20 protein-coding genes and 4 tRNA genes are annotated in these 18,349 nt (G+C 31.3%); 20 read left to right on the forward strand and 4 right to left on the reverse strand.

The features are described from left to right. Window positions 1-18: 18 nt before the first annotated feature. Window positions 19-537: a CDP-diacylglycerol--glycerol-3-phosphate 3-phosphatidyltransferase gene (gene pgsA / locus RYO54_RS07215; protein ID WP_315117086.1), complete on the reverse strand. Its 519-nt coding sequence runs from the start codon at window positions 535-537 to the stop codon at window positions 19-21. Between the two features lie 219 nt (window positions 538-756). On the opposite strand from pgsA, the gene RYO54_RS07220 reads away from it, so the two are divergent. The 3 genes from RYO54_RS07220 (at window position 757) to RYO54_RS07230 (ending at window position 3,816) form a co-directional block, all read left to right on the forward strand. After that, window positions 757-2,163 carry an FAD-dependent protein gene (locus tag RYO54_RS07220; RefSeq protein ID WP_315117087.1) on the forward strand — a complete coding sequence of 469 codons (1,407 nt, stop codon included), beginning with the start codon at window positions 757-759 and terminating at the stop codon, window positions 2,161-2,163. 32 nt (window positions 2,164-2,195) lie between these two features. Continuing rightward, window positions 2,196-3,482, forward strand: coding sequence for an adenylosuccinate synthase (locus RYO54_RS07225; RefSeq protein ID WP_315117088.1), 1,287 nt, complete (start codon window positions 2,196-2,198; stop codon window positions 3,480-3,482). 148 nt (window positions 3,483-3,630) lie between these two features. Then, a complete protein-coding gene (locus tag RYO54_RS07230) occupies window positions 3,631-3,816 on the forward strand; it encodes a DUF1858 domain-containing protein (protein ID WP_315117089.1) in 186 nt (61 codons plus the stop codon). Window positions 3,817-3,859: 43 nt separating this feature from the next. On the opposite strand, the gene RYO54_RS07235 is transcribed toward RYO54_RS07230, so the two are convergent. Then, entirely contained in the window at window positions 3,860-5,083 is a 1,224-nt protein-coding gene (locus RYO54_RS07235; protein ID WP_315117091.1) for an NAD(P)/FAD-dependent oxidoreductase, read from the reverse strand. Window positions 5,084-5,215: 132 nt separating this feature from the next. Between RYO54_RS07235 and RYO54_RS07240 the strand changes: the two genes are divergently transcribed. The 6 genes from RYO54_RS07240 to RYO54_RS07265 all read left to right on the forward strand — a co-directional run bounded on the left by RYO54_RS07240 (window position 5,216) and on the right by RYO54_RS07265 (window position 6,923). Next, window positions 5,216-5,599, forward strand: a complete 384-nt coding sequence (locus tag RYO54_RS07240; RefSeq protein ID WP_315117093.1) for a CoA-binding protein — start codon at window positions 5,216-5,218, stop codon at window positions 5,597-5,599. 8 nt (window positions 5,600-5,607) lie between these two features. Then, on the forward strand, window positions 5,608-6,423 hold the full coding sequence (locus tag RYO54_RS07245; protein WP_315117095.1) for a pyruvate, water dikinase regulatory protein: 816 nt from the start codon (window positions 5,608-5,610) through the stop codon (window positions 6,421-6,423). Between the two features lie 167 nt (window positions 6,424-6,590). Further along, window positions 6,591-6,665: transfer RNA gene (locus RYO54_RS07250), tRNA-Glu, on the forward strand. A gap of 11 nt (window positions 6,666-6,676) precedes the next feature. Beyond that, a tRNA-Val gene (locus tag RYO54_RS07255) sits at window positions 6,677-6,752 on the forward strand. Between the two features lie 12 nt (window positions 6,753-6,764). Then, a tRNA-Asp gene (locus RYO54_RS07260) sits at window positions 6,765-6,841 on the forward strand. 6 nt (window positions 6,842-6,847) lie between these two features. Further along, a tRNA-Thr gene (locus RYO54_RS07265) sits at window positions 6,848-6,923 on the forward strand. A 44-nt stretch (window positions 6,924-6,967) separates the two neighbouring features. Here RYO54_RS07265 and RYO54_RS07270 read toward each other — a convergent pair. After that, complete coding sequence (locus tag RYO54_RS07270; RefSeq protein WP_315117097.1) at window positions 6,968-7,948, reverse strand: ATP-binding protein; 981 nt, start codon at window positions 7,946-7,948, stop codon at window positions 6,968-6,970. After that, window positions 7,941-8,918 (reverse strand): DnaD domain protein, encoded by a 978-nt coding sequence (locus RYO54_RS07275; RefSeq protein ID WP_315117099.1) that lies wholly within the window; start codon window positions 8,916-8,918, stop codon window positions 7,941-7,943. The genes RYO54_RS07270 and RYO54_RS07275 overlap by 8 nt, the downstream gene beginning before the upstream one ends. Window positions 8,919-9,090: 172 nt before the next feature. Between RYO54_RS07275 and RYO54_RS07280 the strand changes: the two genes are divergently transcribed. The 11 genes from RYO54_RS07280 to fabF all read left to right on the forward strand — a co-directional run bounded on the left by RYO54_RS07280 (window position 9,091) and on the right by fabF (window position 18,349). Beyond that, window positions 9,091-9,876 carry a M23 family metallopeptidase gene (locus RYO54_RS07280; protein WP_315117100.1) on the forward strand — a complete coding sequence of 262 codons (786 nt, stop codon included), beginning with the start codon at window positions 9,091-9,093 and terminating at the stop codon, window positions 9,874-9,876. 138 nt (window positions 9,877-10,014) lie between these two features. After that, window positions 10,015-10,821 (forward strand): amino acid ABC transporter substrate-binding protein, encoded by an 807-nt coding sequence (locus RYO54_RS07285; RefSeq protein ID WP_315117102.1) that lies wholly within the window; start codon window positions 10,015-10,017, stop codon window positions 10,819-10,821. Window positions 10,822-10,833: 12 nt separating this feature from the next. Further along, entirely contained in the window at window positions 10,834-11,475 is a 642-nt protein-coding gene (locus RYO54_RS07290; protein ID WP_315117104.1) for an amino acid ABC transporter permease, read from the forward strand. A 130-nt stretch (window positions 11,476-11,605) separates the two neighbouring features. After that, entirely contained in the window at window positions 11,606-12,679 is a 1,074-nt protein-coding gene (locus RYO54_RS07295; protein ID WP_315117106.1) for a nitronate monooxygenase family protein, read from the forward strand. Beyond that, complete coding sequence (locus RYO54_RS07300; protein WP_315117108.1) at window positions 12,672-13,139, forward strand: transcriptional regulator, SarA/Rot family; 468 nt, start codon at window positions 12,672-12,674, stop codon at window positions 13,137-13,139. The genes RYO54_RS07295 and RYO54_RS07300 overlap by 8 nt, the downstream gene beginning before the upstream one ends. A 3-nt stretch (window positions 13,140-13,142) precedes the next feature. After that, window positions 13,143-14,144: a beta-ketoacyl-ACP synthase III gene (locus tag RYO54_RS07305; protein WP_315117110.1), complete on the forward strand. Its 1,002-nt coding sequence runs from the start codon at window positions 13,143-13,145 to the stop codon at window positions 14,142-14,144. A gap of 26 nt (window positions 14,145-14,170) precedes the next feature. Then, a complete protein-coding gene (gene acpP / locus RYO54_RS07310; RefSeq protein WP_315117112.1) occupies window positions 14,171-14,395 on the forward strand; it encodes an acyl carrier protein in 225 nt (74 codons plus the stop codon). Window positions 14,396-14,405: 10 nt separating this feature from the next. Beyond that, window positions 14,406-15,362 (forward strand): enoyl-[acyl-carrier-protein] reductase FabK, encoded by a 957-nt coding sequence (gene fabK, locus RYO54_RS07315; protein ID WP_315117113.1) that lies wholly within the window; start codon window positions 14,406-14,408, stop codon window positions 15,360-15,362. After that, window positions 15,352-16,293, forward strand: a complete 942-nt coding sequence (gene fabD, locus RYO54_RS07320; protein WP_315117114.1) for an ACP S-malonyltransferase — start codon at window positions 15,352-15,354, stop codon at window positions 16,291-16,293. The genes fabK and fabD overlap by 11 nt, the downstream gene beginning before the upstream one ends. Before the next feature lie 27 nt (window positions 16,294-16,320). Continuing rightward, complete coding sequence (gene fabG / locus RYO54_RS07325) at window positions 16,321-17,073, forward strand: 3-oxoacyl-[acyl-carrier-protein] reductase (protein WP_315117116.1); 753 nt, start codon at window positions 16,321-16,323, stop codon at window positions 17,071-17,073. Between the two features lie 37 nt (window positions 17,074-17,110). Beyond that, on the forward strand, window positions 17,111-18,349 hold the full coding sequence (gene fabF / locus RYO54_RS07330; RefSeq protein WP_315117118.1) for a beta-ketoacyl-ACP synthase II: 1,239 nt from the start codon (window positions 17,111-17,113) through the stop codon (window positions 18,347-18,349).

Raw genomic sequence — 18,349 nt, forward strand, 5'->3', positions numbered from 1 at the left:
ACATTTAAACTGTGTTCCCTATTTTTTTATTTTATTTTGCCTCATATAAAAAATTAAGTAGTTAAAAAAAGCAATAATAGCACTACCAATAGCAATATCTAAAAAATATTGACCATATTTTTTATTGAACATTAGAATAAAAATAGCTAGATAAAACATACAGGTAGCTACCTTGCCAAATATATTTGAAGGGATTATAAAATCCTTATTATATAGAATTGCACCTGCGATAATCATAGCTAGTTCCTTTGAAGCGACAATAAGCAACATCCAATAAGGAATCATATTATTAATAGTCAGACAGCTTAGTACAGTAATTAGCATAAGTTTATCGGCTAAAGGATCTAAAACTATACCCCATTTAGTAACTATATTATATTTTCTAGCCAAATATCCATCTAAAACGTCAGTAATTCCAGCTATAAAAAAAATAATTGTTGAAAATAAGAAACTATTTTTCATGCTAGAAAAAAATACTAGGATGAATACAGGTATTAAAAATATTCTAAATAAGGTTAGTATATTTGGAATATTCATAGTTATCTCTCCTAATTTATATATATATATAATTTTATTGGAAATAATAAGTATATATAATAAGTATAATATAATTATTTAATTTGTAAAATAAATTTATAACAATAAAAGTTTTAAAACAGCACAATGCGAATTATATATAAAAAATTATAAATAATATTCGGATTTATGTTGATTGGAAAAATTATTTTTGTTACCATATTACTGGAGGGGATGAAGATGAAAAATAAATATGATTTAATAATTATAGGGGCTGGTCCAGCAGGAATATTTACTGCATTAGAAACAACAAAGTTGAAACCAGAGATAAATATATTAATAATAGACAAAGGAAGAAATATTGATAAGAGGAAATGTCCTGCAAGAACCATAGGGAAGTGTGTAAACTGCGAACCTTGCGGGATAACATTTGGCTGGTCAGGAGCAGGAGCTTTCTCCGATGGGAAGCTTTCATTAAGTCCAGAAGTAGGTGGAAGAATATTAGAATATTTTACAGAAGAAGATTGCAATAAACTTATAGAATATTGTGATAATATATATTTAAATTTTGGAGCAAATAAGACTGTTTATGGGTTAAATAGTGAAAAAACGGACAAAATAAAATATGAGGCTAGTAAGCATAATATTCGTCTTGTAGAATGTCCTGTTAGACATTTAGGTACGGAATTAGCTTACAATGTTTTAAGAGACATGTACTATCATCTTATAAATAATACAAATACAGATTTTAGTGAATTAACAGAAGTTAAAGATTTTATAATAGAAGATAGGGCAATAAAGGGTGTTATCCTTCAAGATAAAGAAGGAATCAAAGAAATAAGCGCTGATTATGTTGTAGCTGCTCCGGGAAGAGGAGGAGCTGAATGGTTAACAGAACAAGCTAAGAAACATAAATTAAAAACCACAAATAATGCCGTAGATATAGGGGTTAGAGTAGAAGTTCCCAATTCAGTAATGGATCATTTAACAAAAGATTTATATGAGGCTAAGCTTGTTTATTATTCTGATACTTTTGAAAATAAAGTGCGAACTTTTTGTATGAATCCAGGTGGTGTTGTGTCAGAAGAACACTATGATGGAGATATAGCAGTTGTAAATGGACATAGTTATTCTGAAAAAGAATTAAGGACAGAGTATACAAATTTTGCTGTATTAGTATCCACAACATTTACTGAACCATTTAATCAGCCAATAGATTATGGAAAGTATATAGCTAAACTAGGAAATATGTTAACTGGTGGAGGAATAATGGTGCAAAGATTAGGGGATCTTTTAAATGGAAGAAGAACTGATTACTCTAGATTAAAAAAATCAACTACTATTCCAACATTAAGCTATGCAGTCCCAGGGGATTTAAGTTTTGTACTTCCTCAAAGACATCTAACTTCGATAGTGGAGGCATTAAAGGCTTTTGATAAGATTGCCCCCGGATTATATAGTAAAAATACGTTGTTATATGGCGTAGAGGTAAAATTTTATTCAAGTAAGTTTGATACTAATAATAAATTTGAAACAGCAGTAAAAAACTTATACACCATAGGGGATGGAGCAGGAATAACAAGAGGACTTATGCAAGCATCAGTAACAGGAGTTGTTGTTGCTAGAGATATAACTAAAAAATTGTAAAATCCTATTTTAAGAAATAAGGAGTGGTAAATATGTCAGCAGTAGTAGTTCTAGGTGCTCAATGGGGTGATGAGGGGAAAGGTAAGATGACAGATTATCTTGCTGAAGGGGCAGATGTAGTTGTAAGATATCAGGGAGGAAATAATGCAGGTCATACTGTAGAGGTAGGAGATAAACAGTATAAACTACACTTAATACCTTCAGGAATATTATATGATAACAAAATTAATGTAATAGGAAATGGAGTAGTAATAGATCCAAAAGCACTTTTTGAAGAAATGGAATACTTAAAGGAGTTAGGTGTTTCTATTACACCGAATAATTTTATAATAAGTGACAGAGCACAAATTATTATGCCCTATCATAAGATTTTAGATGGCATTAAGGAAAGGGCAAGGGGGAAAAAAGATATTGGAACTACAGGAAAGGGAATAGGCCCTTGTTACACTGATAAAATGGAGAGAAGTGGCATTAGGGTTTGTGATCTTATAGACAGAGATGTATTTAAAGAAAAATTAAGAGACAATATAGAAGAAAAAAACAATATAATTACTAAAGTATATTCAGAGACTCCATTAGATGTTCAAGAGGTTTTTAGAGAATATATTTTATATGCAGAAAAAATAAAGCCCTTTGTAAAAGATACATCTGTTGAAATATATAAACATATAAAAGAAGAGAAAAAAGTCTTATTTGAAGGCGCTCAAGGGACATTACTAGATATTGATTATGGTACTTATCCTTATGTAACTTCATCTAACACCATAGCTGGTGGAGTTTGTATAGGAGCAGGGATTGGACCAAGGATGATAAGTAATGCTGTAGGAATAGTAAAGGCTTATACTACAAGAGTGGGTAAGGGACCTTTTCCTACTGAACTAACGGATGATACTGGTGATTGGATAAGAGAAAAAGGCCATGAATATGGAGTTACTACAGGAAGGTCTAGGAGATGTGGGTGGCTTGATCTTGTAATACTAAAAACCGCAGCTAGGGTTTCAGGTCTAACTAGTTTTGCTATAACTAAAATAGATACTTTAGCTGGATTAGATAAAATAAAAGTTTGTATAGGATATGAATTTAAAGGGAAAAAGATAGACTATATACCTGCTAGTTTAGAGGATTTAGCTCAATGTAACCCAATATATAAGGAATTTAATGGATGGAATCAAAGCATATGTAATGCAAGAAGCTATGAAGAGTTACCTGAAAACGCTAAGATATATTTAAAGGGGATAGAAGAATTATCTGATACTAAAATATCAATAGTTTCTGTTGGTCCAAAAAGAGATCAGACCATGAAAATAGCACAATTATAATATTTATAGGTATGGCATCTTGAATCGAGTATATAATAATTGTATACTTGAAACATAATAAATTGTGAATTATAATATAATTAATAAAGTTTACTATTTTGATATACTTTATTAATTGTAAATAATACTAAAGGAGAGGTAGAAAACTATGGAAATAAACAAAGATATGACTATAGGCGAAGTTATAAGATTAAAACCAGAAACTGCAGAAGTATTAGCAAGCTTTGGAATGGGTTGTGTATTCTGTCCATCAGCTCAAGGAGAAACTGTAGAACAAGCAGCGATGGTGCATGGACTTGATTTAGCTAAATTAATGGATGCATTAAATAAATAACTACTAAGAGTCTATAAGTCGAAAACTTATAGACTCTTTTTAACTATATGTTGGTACCAACTATATAGCCACTACTCCAAGCCCATTGTAAATTATATCCTCCACAATCTCCGTGCACATCTAAGATTTCCCCAGTAAAAAATAAATTTTGAACAATTTTAGATTGAAGAGTATAAGGATCTATATTTTTAGTATCAACTCCACCACAAGTTATTTGAGAATTTTTAAAAGAATTTGTGTCATATACAGCAAAATTCCACTTTTTTAATAAAGAAATTATAGAATTTTTTTCCTTCCATGATAATTGGTAACATGGTTTGTGTATATCAGATATACTACATTCTTTTAACAATATAGGTATAAGTTTTTTATTTACTATACCTATAAGTGAATCATGTAAACTTCTATAACTAAAAGTACCCCAATGATTTTCTAAAAAAAACGATAATTGTTCTTTAGTAGTGTTTGGATTAATATCTATTGATATTACAACTTTATTTTTTTCATAAAGTGCTCTTGAAATAATACTACTTACTTGAAGTATTGGTGGGCCAGAAATACCATAGTCAGTAAATAATATTTCTCCATATTCTTCACGAATCAATTCATCATTTATAAAAATTTTTGAAGTTCCATCAAATTTAATTCCAGATAAAGCTTTTAACTTATCATGCTTCAATTTTAGTTGAACAAGCCCAGGTACAGGAGATATAAGTTCATGACCTAAAGATTTAGCTAATAAAAATCCGGAACCGTCGGAACCAGTGGCAGGAGCGGAAGCACCACCGCAACTCAAAATTAATTTGTTGCAGGTAAAACTTATATCCTCTGAAGTAAATAACTTATATGTATTGTTTAACTTCTGGATTTTATTTATTTTTGAGTTTAAATACAATGGTATATTTCTTTCATCTATAGCCATTCTAAATATGTCTAATACAGAAGAAGCTTGTAGAGACATAGGATATATTTTTCCATCTTCTAATTCTACTAATGGAAGTCCTAAAGAATTAAAAAACTCTATTGTGTTATTTAAATTAAAACTTTCTATAATACTTTTAAAAAAATTAGTATTATTGCTGTAATATTTTAAGTTATTTACACATGTATTTGTAATATTACACCTACCATTACCTGTAGTTAAAATCTTTTTACCTATCCTATCATTACCTTCAACTATAGCTACATCTAAACCTCTATCTTTAGCAACAATAGCTGCCACTAATCCCGAGGCACCTCCACCGACAATAATAATATCATGGAACAAAACAAACCTCTCCTTTTAATAACAAATAATATTCATATATAATTATATACAAAAAACATATATAATTGCGAGCTATAATTATATAATATAAGTATATAATATAATTAAAATAATAAAAGGAGATGAGTTTATATGGACGCTCAACAATTATTAGAATTTAAAAATTGGGTAGTAGTAGGAGATGTTTTGAATGAGGATAAATATGCCTATAGAATATTAAATAAGCTAATAGACTCTGGATTTAATGCAAAGGGTGTAAGTCCAAATAGTGACAATAACGATGTTTACAAATCTCTAGGGGATGTACCGTATAAAATAGATGTAATAGATTTATGTATAAATCCTAAAAGTGGAATGGATATAGTTAGGCAAGCATATGATTTGGGTTTAAATAAAATATTAATTCAACCTGGAGCAGCAAGTGAAGAAATATTGAGTTTCTGTAAAGAAAAAGGTATCATAGCTATAGAGGGATGTGCTTTAGTAGAACTTTCCTACTATAAAAGAAAGAGGTAGATAATTAAATGTTAACAATTTATGCTGTATCGGACTCTATAGGAGAAACAGCAGAACAAGTTGCTAGAGCTACTGCAAGTCAATTTAAGGAGAAGATAAGATTAAAAAGAGTAATTTATATAAAAAATTTTCAGGCAGCAGAAGAGTTTTTAAATAGCATAGAATCTCCAAACGATACAATGATAATAAATACAATAGTGCTGGTAGATGTAAGAGAATTTTTAATTGAAAAATGTGTAGAGAGAGGTATTAATATAATAAATATATTAGGTCCATGTATAAATACAGCATCAAAGATTTTAAATAGGCTTCCAGATTATAAACCAGGAGCTCTTCGCAGTATGGATGCTAGATATGATAAAAGAATAGAAGCGATGGAGTTTGCTATGAGATATGATGATAGTAAAGATCATAAAGGTATAAAAGTTGCGGATGTTATATTGGTTGGTTTGTCCAGAACATCTAAAACTCCATTATGTATGTATTTAGCAAACAAAGGTATAAAAGCTTTAAATATACCTCTCATGCCAGAAGTACCACTACCAGAGGAACTTTTTGAAGTAGATAATAAAAAAGTAGTAGGACTTACAATAGATCCAATAAGGCTAATGGAAATAAGAAAGCATAGAATGGATAAATTCTCAATGATATCTTCAGATATACAATATGCTAATGGAGAAAGAGTGTTAGATGAATTAGAATATGCTGATAGAATTATGAAAAGACTTAGATGTAAAGTTATAGATGTAACAAATAGAGCAATAGAAGATACAGCATTGCTTATTATGGATTCAATAGGGTATGGTGGAAATAAAGATTATTAATCTACAATTTCCATTAATAAAAAAAGGCTAAAGTCTAACAATATTAACGCTTTAGCCCCTTTTTAATAAAAATGCTAAAAAACTTTTAAAAAAACTGTTGACACTTTGGTGATTATCTTGTATTATTATCTATGTTAGGTGGCACCGAGCAAGAGTGCCTGTTTAAAGGCCCCTTGGTCAAGCGGTTAAGACACCACCCTTTCACGGTGGTAACACGGGTTCGAGTCCCGTAGGGGTCACCATGTTATAATGTGGGCGCATAGCTCAGCTGGGAGAGCATCTGCCTTACAAGCAGAGGGTCACAGGTTCGAGCCCTGTTGTGCCCACCACATTTTATTAATGGCCCAGTGGCTCAGTTGGTTAGAGTGCCGGCCTGTCACGCCGGAGGTCGAGGGTTCGAGTCCCTTCTGGGTCGCCAATATATGCTGGCATGGCTCAATTGGCAGAGCAGCTGACTTGTAATCAGCAGGTTGTAGGTTCAAGTCCTATTGCCAGCTCCAAAGTAAAAAACATACACCAAAAGGTGTATGTTTTTTTATTATTTCTATTTCTTTTTATTCATATTTAATCTAACTCTAATATCTTCCCCAAAGAATTTACATAAAGTAAAATTACCTAATAGCCTAGAAGTTGTTCTTTCTGAATAGTTCTTTAGTAGAAGCTCTATGGAGAAATTAGTGGAGATTATCATTTTTTTTCTTTTTAAAAGTTTGGTATTAAGTAAGTTAAATAATTCTATTTTAGAAAACTCATTTATAGGTTCTGTTCCTAAATCATCTATGATCAATAAATCACAATTAATTAATAAGTCTTCCAATTCCTCTTCACCACCAAACCTGGATTGCTTTAAATCTTTTATTAAGTCTACCGCAGTTTTATATATTACCATATAACTTTTATCTAACAATTCTTTAGCTATACAGCTAGCAAGAAAGCTTTTTCCAGTACCTGAATCCCCAAAAAATAAAAGATTCTCTTCTGAATCTGAAAAATTCTCTACAAAACTCCATGCAACACTAGATATTTTTTCCATATTTTTACGTGGGCTCTCCGGTTCATTGGAATTTCTATTTGGAGAAAAATATTGATAAGTAAAATTAGAAAAATTATTTCTTTCTAGCATATTGTTTAATTCAGAGTTTTTATATAATATTTTAACTAGATTTTGTTTGTAACAATCGCACTTTTTCACACCCATAAATCCTGTATCACTACATTTAGAACAATTATAGTGCATTTCAAGGTAGTCAAGAGGATATCCTCTTGACACTAATAACTCTGATTTTTTCATTCTTAATTCTGTTATTTTCTCTTTTGTTTCGTCTATAAATTTATCAACATTTTCTCGTTTTCTCAATATATTGATTGAAAGTTCTATAGAAAGTTGAGCAATTTCATTTTCTATGGCAATTACTTTAGGAATTATTTTTTCGATTTCGTCACGCCTATTTTTAAGAGAGTTTTCATTATTAACTTTTAAGGTTTCATACATTTTTGCAATTTCTTCTCCGTAGCCTTTAAGCATTATTATCCCATCCTAATAATTTTTTTTCTAATTCATCAAAATCATAGTTTCGCTGATCGTAATTATTAAAGCTATCTAGTTTAGGTTTAAAATCACCAGCTTTTTTATAAACTTTTTTATTATCTTTTTTATCAACATCTTCTATGGATTTTATTCCATCCTTAAACCAACTAGTTAAAATTCCATCAATATATTTAAAGTCTGCCTTATTTATTCTATGAAAACATATATCACAGGCTCTGTATATTATGTCTAGAGAGAAATCATATGAAGATAACCATTTTGTTAGTAGTTCCTCTTGAGGCTTCATTACTTCTCCATCTTTTATTCCTATGTAGTTTAGGATTTTTCTAATGTTTATCCATTTATCTTCATGTTTTTTTATAAAAGTTTGAGCATCTTCTATTGTTTTAATTTTAGCATTGTGCCATGCAATTGCTACCATTTCTATATATCTACAATCAGTTTTACCTTTTGAAGCACAGTACTGTATTAACAACAATATAATTTCAGGAAGGAAATTATAATCCTTAATCCAACCTATGTACATGGTCATTTCCTTTGAAGATAATGGTCTACCTAATAATTTTTCTATGTCTTGCAGCATATCTTTAGTAGAGTTATTATTTAACTCTTCCAACAAGTTTATATCTTCGGTAGGATTAATACTGCTTTCACTTAAATCAATAAATTCAATAGAAAAATTGCCCATATTATCTACAGGCGTCATTTTTATAACACCCTCATCATTCCAGTAAGACCACGCATTCAGAACATCCGTCTCTAACAGATGAAGAGTACTAGCCATAATAGAAGAATTTACTCCTAATTCTCCAGATACACAATATTTTAAGCCTAATAAATATACTTTAACAAATTCACCACGAGCTCTAGGCATGTGTTTATCTATAAATATATTATTTACGGGAGTATATCCAAAACTCTTATCTTTAAATATGAAAGTACTCACAAAAACACCCCCTGTTATTAATTATTACATCATTTAATTATAACAAAGTATATATTTTATCTCAACAAAGCATTTTATTAAAATCTATTATAAAATTTTAAAATATGCATAGAATAGATAAAGATGCTTTTTTTACAACAAATATCCAGTGAATAAAAAGGAGAATAATATTATGAAAATAAAAAATAGAAAGTCATTTATATTGCTTTTAATTTCAATGATAACCTTATTTTCCATCACTATTATGAATAATAAATTCTACATAGACAAAAGTGTTCAATCCAACAAAGAGGTAGATGAAGAAATAGTAACGAAAGAAGCCATAGTAGTTAAATCAGATGGAGTAAAGGTTGCTGTATTAAATAGCAAAGAAGATATAAATAAGATGCTAAGCATAATTAGAGAAGAGAGTGTTAAAAGCTCCAAATTTAAAAATATAAAAGAAGTTATATTAAATAACAACATAACTTACTACGAAGATATAGTCAATGCTGAAGAGGTTAGGGAAGCTGAATATTTTGCATATAATATTATGAATGGACACAATGAAGTTTGGGATATAAGTTTTACAATTAAAGGTGAAAATATTAAGGATAGTAATCCGGTGCTATCAAGAGGTACCGTCTCTTCTAATTTTGGAATGAGATGGGGAAAGATGCATAATGGGATAGACATAGCAGCACCTTCAGGTACTCCTATACATGCTATATTGCCTGGAAAAGTTATTTATTCTGGATGGGAGAATGGATATGGAAATGTAGTGAGAATAGATAATGGTGATGATACTGTTACAATATATGGACATTGCAGCAAATTGTTTGCACAAAAAGGTGAATATGTTAAAATAGGCGACAAAATTGCAGAGGTGGGGAGCACAGGGAGAAGTACAGGACCTCACCTCCACTTTGAAGTAAGAATTAAAGGAGTACCTCAAGAACCTACTGAATACATAAACTAAAATAAACTGCCGCTAATATTAATTATTGGTGGCAGTTTATTTTAGTGAGAATTTAATTTCATCAATTACCACTTTACAAATTTAGTGTACTAAAGTATAATGAGTTTCATATTGATTAATAAAAGGAGGAGTTATCAGATGAAAAAGAAACTATTAACGATTTTAGCAGTATTTTTTGCTTTAAGTATATTACTAATGGGATGTGATAAAAATCATAGTAAAGAAGATAAATCCTTAGAAGAAATTAAAAAAAGAGGGGAGTTTATAGTTGGGCTAGATGATACTTTTGCCCCAATGGGATTCAGGGATGAAAAAGGAGAAATTGTAGGATTGGATATAGATTTAGCAAAAGAAGTTGCTACTAGGATGGGGGTTAAAGTGGTATTTAAACCTGTAGATTGGAATGGTATAATAGGAAGTTTAAATAATGGTGACGTGGATGTTATATGGAACGGATTGAGTATAACTGAGAAGAGAAAAGAGCAAATAGCTTTTACCAAGGAATATATCGTTGATGGACAAGTTATTATGGTTAATAAAGATTCCAAAATAAAAAATAAGAAAGATTTAACAGATAAGGTTATAGGAATACAAATGGGGAGCACTAGCGAGGACGCCATAAAAACAGAGCCAGAAATTATGAAAACTTTTAAAGAAATAAAAAGATATGCAAATTATGCTGAAGCTTTAATGGATTTATCTATAGGTAGAGTAGAAGCTGTAGTTATAGATGAAGCAGTAGGAAGATATTATATGACAAAAAAGCAAGATGCTTTTAAGATTTTAGATGAAAATTTTGGTACACAACCCTTTGGAGTAGGAGTAAGAAAAACTGACGAAGCTTTTAAGGAAGAGATAGATAGAATAATAGATGAAATGAAGAAGGATGGCACAACAGAAAGGATATCAAAAAAATGGCTTGGAAAAGATCTAATTGTAAAATAGAGGTGGTTATAAATGTCCAAGCTATATAATACTATTTTGTTTATTCTAAAAGGTAGTAATGTTACTTTAAGTCTTTTTTTAATAGTGCTAATAATCTCTATTCCACTAGCTATAGTATTTTCTTTAATAAGGATGTCCAAAAATAAAGTATGTAGCTTTATAATAGGTGTGTATATTTGGATTTTTAGAGGCACCCCTTTGCTAATACAGTTGTTTTTTATATATTTCGGTATGCCATATTTAGGACTTAAAATTAGTAGATTCAATGCAGCGGTAATAACTTTTACCTTAAATTACTCGGCATATTTTACAGAGATATTTAGATATGGTATTCAATCTATAGATAAAGGACAATACGAAGCCTCAAAAGCATTGGGAATGGATAATTATCAAATGATGAAAAGAGTGATTATTCCTCAAGTAGTTAAAAGAGTTATACCAGCTACTTGTAATGAAGTCATTAGCTTGATAAAAGATACCTCCTTAGTGGCAATAATAGGCATGGAGGAGATATTAAGAGCATCTAAAGAAATAATGACCAGAGATTTTACTTTAGTGCCTTTTATAATATGTGGAATAATATATTTAATATTTGGTGCAATCCTTGTAATGCTATTTAAAAGGTTAGAAATAAAATATTCTTATTATGAGTAATATGAAGATGATGGATGTAATGGAAAAAATTATATTCATCATTTTTTAAAATAATTGACAAATATTTTTTTTGAGTATATACTTTGACTATCAAAATATTTGAATATCGAAAAAATAAGGAGGAGATTTTATGGAGATGTCTCCTTTGCAAATTGGAAACTTAGAGGCTAAAATCCCTATTATCCAAGGAGGCATGGGCATAGGAGTTTCACTTTCAAAACTAGCTTCAGCAGTAGCAAATGAAGGTGGGATAGGAATTATATCAGGAGTTCAAATTGGATTTAATGAAGAGGATTTTGAAACCAATAGCAAAGAAGCTAATATAAGAGCTTTAAGAACGGAAATAAGAAAAGCTAAAGAATTAAGTCCTACAGGAATAATTGGTGTGAACTTAATGGTAGCTATGAATAACTATGATGAAATGGTTAAAGCTGCAGTAGAGGAAGGAATAGATGTAATAATATCAGGAGCAGGTATTCCTAAAAATTTACCTGATTTAATCAAAGGTAGCAAAACTAAAATAGCACCAATTGTATCTTCTAGCAAAGCAGCAAAGTTAATGTGTAAACTTTGGTATGATAAGTACTCTTATCTTCCAGACTTTATAGTAGTTGAGAGTTCAGAAGCTGGCGGACATTTAGGATTTAATTATGAAGAGCTTATAGCGAATAATAATTTGACTTTAGAAGAAATGCTTAAAGAAGTAATTGAAGAAGTAAAATACTTTGAAAATAAATATAAAAAAAACATACCTATAATTGTTGCAGGTGGAATATACACTGGAAAAGATATAGGGAAATATTTGAAATTAGGGGCTTCCGGAGTTCAAATGGCCACAAGATTTATTTGTACAGAAGAATGTGATGCTCATATTAACTATAAAAAATGCTATTTAGAGTGTGAAGAAGAAAATATAGATATAATAAAAAGTCCTGTTGGGCTTCCAGGCAGAGCAATAATTAATAATTTTGTTAAAAACATTGAAAAAAATAGATGTGAAATTGACAGATGCTATGGCTGTTTAAAGAAATGTAATCCTAAAACTACTATATATTGTATATCAAAAGCATTAATCAATGCTGTTAGGGGAAATGTAGAAGAGGGATTACTTTTTATAGGTAGCAATGGATATAAAATGAATGAAATTATATCTGTGAAAGAGCTCATAGAAGAGTTAAGTGAGGAAGTGAAAAATTATGAGTAGGTCAATAAACGTATTGAATGAGCTTTTAGTGGATATATTTAACGATATTCTAACAATTGAGCAAAATGCTTTACAAAGTGGAGAGTTTAAAGATTTATCAGTAACAGAAGTGCATACTATAGAAGCTATAAGTCTTTATAATAAAAGAACCATGTCAGAAGTTGCAATGGATTTAAAAATCACTGTAGGAACACTGACTACAGCCATCAACAATTTAGTGAAAAAAGGATATGTAGAGAGAAGTAGATCTGAGGAAGATAGAAGAATTGTCTATATAAATCTAACTAAAAAAGGAAAGTTGGCTTATAGGATTCATGAAAAATTTCACTCCAATATGGTAAAAGAAACAATTTCAGGATTGTCAAAAGAGGAAGAAGAAGTATTAGTATCATCCCTTGAAAAGTTAAATAAATTTTTCAAAAGTAAATATAATTTAGAGGTTGAAAAGAAGGAGACTTAAAGCATGGGAGAAGTACAAATAATGGGTACAGGAAGTTATGTACCTGAAAGAATATTAACTAATAATGAGATGTCAAAATTTATAGATACTGATGATCAATGGATAAGAAGCAGAACAGGAATAGGTGAAAGAAGGATTACTACAGGAGAAAATACTTCTAAAATATCAGCTAAAGCAGCTATTAACGCATTAGAAAACGCCCATATAAATGCAGAAGACCTAGATTTAATTATAGTAGCTACAACCACTCCAGACTGTTATACACCATCTACAGCATGTATTGTTCAAGGCCTAATAGGTGCTAATAAAGCAGTATGTTTTGATATTTCAGCAGCTTGTTCTGGTTTTATATATGCCCTAAATATAGCATATGAGTTTTTAAAAAATAGAACTATGAAAAATGCTCTAATAATTGGCGGGGAGACACTATCAAAAATATTAGATTGGAATGATAGAGGCACTTGCGTGCTCTTTGGTGATGGAGCAGGAGCAGCTGTTTTGAGCATAAGTAATGAACAAGGTATATTAGGAAACTATATAGCTTCTGATGGGAGGGGAAGCAATCTTTTAAAATGTGATGCTGCACCCGTAGATATAAATAACACTATTTTAAGAAAAGAAGTACTAGGACATGAAGTTGCTAAAAGTAGTGGATACTTATACATGGAAGGGAAAGAAATATTTAAATTTGCAGTTAAAGTTATGGAAGAGACTATAGAGAAGCTTCTAAAAGAGACTAAGTTAGATATAGACAGTATAGATTATATAATCCCCCATCAAGCTAATTTAAGGATAATAGATTATACCATAAAGAAATTAAATATAGATAAAGAAAAATTCTATATTAATTTGCAAAACTATGGGAATACTTCAGCAGCAAGCATACCCATAGCTTTAGATGAAATGAATAGAAAAGGACTCTTAAAAAAGGGCCAAAACATACTTATGGTTGGTTTTGGTGGAGGTCTTACTTGGGGTGGATCCATTATAAAATGGTGTAAATAGTATTTAAATTTAGGAGGAATAAAGAAATGATATTTGAAAAGATAAGAAACATAATTTGTGATCAACTAAATGTTGAAGAAGAGAAGGTAACTTTAGAAACTTCTTTTGAGGATTTAGGAGTAGATTCTTTAGATTTGTTTCAAATCGTAATAGAAATAGAGGAAGAGTTTGATATACAGATTGAAGATGCAGAAGCAATTAAAACAGTAAGTGATGCTGTAAACTTTGTACAAGAAAGAGCCGTTGAATAGGAGGGACAGTATGAATAAAAATTTATTCTGTGAAATGATAGGAATAAAGTATCCTATAATTCAAGGTGCAATGGCGTGGATTGCAGACAGTAGTTTAGCTTCAGCAGTTTCAAATGCAGGGGGATTGGGAATTATAGCAGCAGGTAATGCACCAGTAGAAATAGTTAGGGAGGAAGTTAGAAAAGCAAAAATACTAACAGATAAACCCTTCGGCGTAAATATTATGTTATTAAGTCCGTATGCAGAAGATATAGCCAAGATGGTGTGTGAAGAAGGTGTAAAGGTAGTTACTACTGGAGCAGGTAATCCAGGTAAGTATATAAGCATGTGGAAAGAACATGGAATAAAAGTTATACCAGTAATTCCTTCTGTTGCATTAGCAAAACGAATGGAAAGAGCTGGTGCGGATGCCGTTGTTGCAGAAGGCTGTGAAGCAGGGGGACATATTGGAGAGCTAACTACAATGGCATTGCTTCCACAAGTGGTGGATGAAGTAAAGATACCTGTTATAGCTGCAGGAGGAATTGGTGATAAAAGAGGATTGGCTGCAGCACTTATGTTGGGAGCCACAGGGGTTCAAGTTGGAACTAGATTTTTAGTGGCTAAGGAATGTACAGTTCACCAAAACTATAAAAATAAAATCATTAGTGCGAAAGACATAGATACAGTAGTTACTGGAAGAAGCACAGGCCATCCAGTAAGGGTTCTTAGAAATAAATTGACGAGACAATTCCAACTATTAGAAAAAGAAAATGTATCAATAGAAGATATAAATGAATTAGGAAAGGGCGCTTTAATAAAGGCTGTTAAAGATGGAGATATAGATAATGGTTCTTTAATGGCAGGTCAAATTGCTGGACTCGTAGATAAGGAAGAGACTTGTGAGGAGATAATTAAAGAAATGTTTGATATTAAAGTTGTTTTAGAAGGCTTATCTGAAGATGGGAGACTAAGTTATGGGGAATAAAAAAATAGCTTTTTTGTTTCCAGGGCAAGGAGCACAATACCTAGGGATGGGAAAAGAGCTATATGATAGTTTTTCAGAGTGTAAGAATATATTCCATAAAGCAGATGAAGTATTAGGCTTTAGTATAAGTGAAATGTGCTTTAATGGACAGGAAGAAGAACTGGCAAGAACTGAAAATACACAACCGGCTATATTAACACATAGCATAGGGACTTTAAAAACATTTGAGCGGTATGGAATAATACCCACTGTAGTAGCTGGACTAAGTTTGGGGGAATATTCAGCTCTTGTATGTAGCAAAAGATTAGATTTTAATGAGGCTGTTGGCTTGGTTAGAAAAAGAGGAAAATATATGGAGGAAGCAGTACCAAAGGGAAAAGGTGGTATGGCAGCTATTTTAGGATTAGATGAAGAAAATATAGATGAGGTTTGTAAAATAGCATCTTCATTAGGAATAATAGAACCAGCTAACTTTAATTGCCCAGGTCAAATAGTAATAGCGGGGGAGTTGAATGCATTAAATTATGCATGTGAAATTGCTAAACAAAAGGGAGCATTAAAGGCAATAATTCTTAATGTAAGTGGTCCATTTCACAGCTCCATGTTAGCTAAGGCAGCAGATAGATTGGAAGAGGAATTAAAAGAAATAGAATTTAAAAGATCTTCTATTCCGCTAATAACTAATGTTACAGGAGATTATCTTGAAGATAACAACATAAAAAATATATTAAAAAAGCAAGTTATGAGTCCTGTAAAATGGGAACAGAGCATAAACAAAATGTTTCAGGATGGAATAGAAATTTTTATAGAAATAGGACCTGGAAAATCATTAAGTAGCTTTGTAAAAAAAATAAATAGAAAAGCAGAAGTGTATAACATTGAAGATTTAAAATCCTTAGATAGAACATTAAAGGCATTAAATATTGAATAATTTTTGAAATTGGAGTTGAAAATAATTATGCAAAATAGAGTTTTAGAGGGAAGAACTGCTGTTGTTACAGGTGGAGCTAAAGGAATAGGAAAAGCAATTGCTCTTAAACTTGCTGAGCTTGGCGCAAATATAGTTATAAATTATAGAAGTAGTGCAAAAGTAGTAGAAGAAGTTATAAAGGAAATAGAAGATAAAGGGGTAAGAGCAATTGCTGTTCAAGGAGATATTAGCAATTTTAAAGAAGCTGAAAGTATAGTAAAGTCTGCCGTAAATACCTTTAATTCTTTAGATATTTTAGTGAACAATGCTGGTATTACTGCTGATGGTCTTATTATGAGAATGAAGGAAGAAGATTTTGATAAAGTAATCCAAGTAAATTTAAAAGGAGCATTTAACTGTATTAGACATGCAACTCCATATATGGTAAAGCAAAGGTATGGAAAAATAATAAATATATCTTCGGTGGTAGGTATTGCAGGTAATGCGGGCCAAGCAAATTATGCAGCTGCTAAAGCTGGAATAATAGGATTAACAAAATCTGTTGCTAGGGAATTAGCAGCAAGAGGAATAAATGTTAACGCAGTAGCTCCAGGATTTATTCAAACAGATATGACAGAGGTATTATCCGATAAGGTTAAGGAAGCTTCGTTAAACAATATTCCTCTTAAGAAATTTGGAAAGCCTGAAGATATAGGAGAAGTAGTAGCTTTTCTAGCATCAGATAAATCTTCCTATATTACAGGTCAGGTTATAAATGTAGATGGAGGAATGGTTATATAGAAAAAATCCAATTTTAATAGAAGGGTTGGTAGTATAGATGAAAAGAAAAGTAGTTATAACAGGTATGGGAGCAATAACCCCTATAGGCAATAATGTAGATACATTTTGGAACAATTTAAAAGATGGGTTTTGCGGAATAGATTTCATTAAAGCTTTTGATACAGAAAATTTTAAAGCCAAATTAGCGGCAGAGGTTAAAGATTTTAATCCTGAAGAGTCTATAGATAGAAGAGATGCAAAGAGGATGGACAGATATTGCCAATTTGCTGTAGCAGCAGCAGTAGAGGCTGTTAAAGATGCAAATTTAGATTTAGATAATATAGATAAAGAAAAGTTTGGAGTAGTTGTTGGATCAGGCATAGGTGGAATTGCAACCGTTGAAAAGCAACAGGAAATGTTATTAGAAAAAGGACCTAATAAAGTCCATCCATTATTTATTCCAATGATAATAAGCAATATGGCGGCAGGAAATATTGCTATAAAATTTGGTGCAAAGGGAATATGTACTACAATTGTAACAGCTTGTGCAACAGGAACTAACTGCATAGGTGAAGCTTATAGAATGATACAAAGTGGTGTAGCTGATATTATCATAGCTGGAGGTACTGAAGCATCCATAACTCCCCTTTCTATGGCTGGATTTATTTCTCTTACTGCATTAAGTAAAAGTAGGGATCCTAAAAGGGCATCCATTCCATTTGATAAGGAGAGAAACGGCTTTGTAATGGGTGAAGGAGCAGGTATTGTAGTACTTGAATCCTTAGAACATGCTAAAAAGAGAGAAGCTAATATTTATGCGGAATTAGTGGGATATGGGTCAACCTGTGACGCTTATCACATAACTTCACCAGCTCCAGGAGGAGAAGGTGCAGCTAGAGCGATGAAAATTGCAATAGAAGAAGCTGGAATAAGTACTAAAGAGGTTTCATATATAAATGCTCATGGTACAGGAACTGAGTATAATGATAAGTTTGAAACAGAGGCAATAAAATCTGTATTTGGAGATTATACTAAAAAATTACCAATAAGCTCAACTAAGTCTATGACAGGGCACCTTTTAGGAGCATCTGGAGCAGTGGAAGCCATTGCATCTATAAAGGCAATGGTTGATAATTTCATACCTCCTACAATAGGTTATAAAGTTAAGGACGAGGAATGTGATTTAGACTATGTTCCTAATAAAGGAAGAGAATGCAAATTAGACTATGTTATGTCTAACTCATTAGGATTTGGTGGACATAATGGAGTTATCCTATTAAAAAAATGGAGTGAATAG

Source organism: uncultured Clostridium sp. (genome assembly GCF_963515715.1).
Classification (GTDB): domain Bacteria; phylum Bacillota; class Clostridia; order Clostridiales; family Clostridiaceae; genus Clostridium_AW.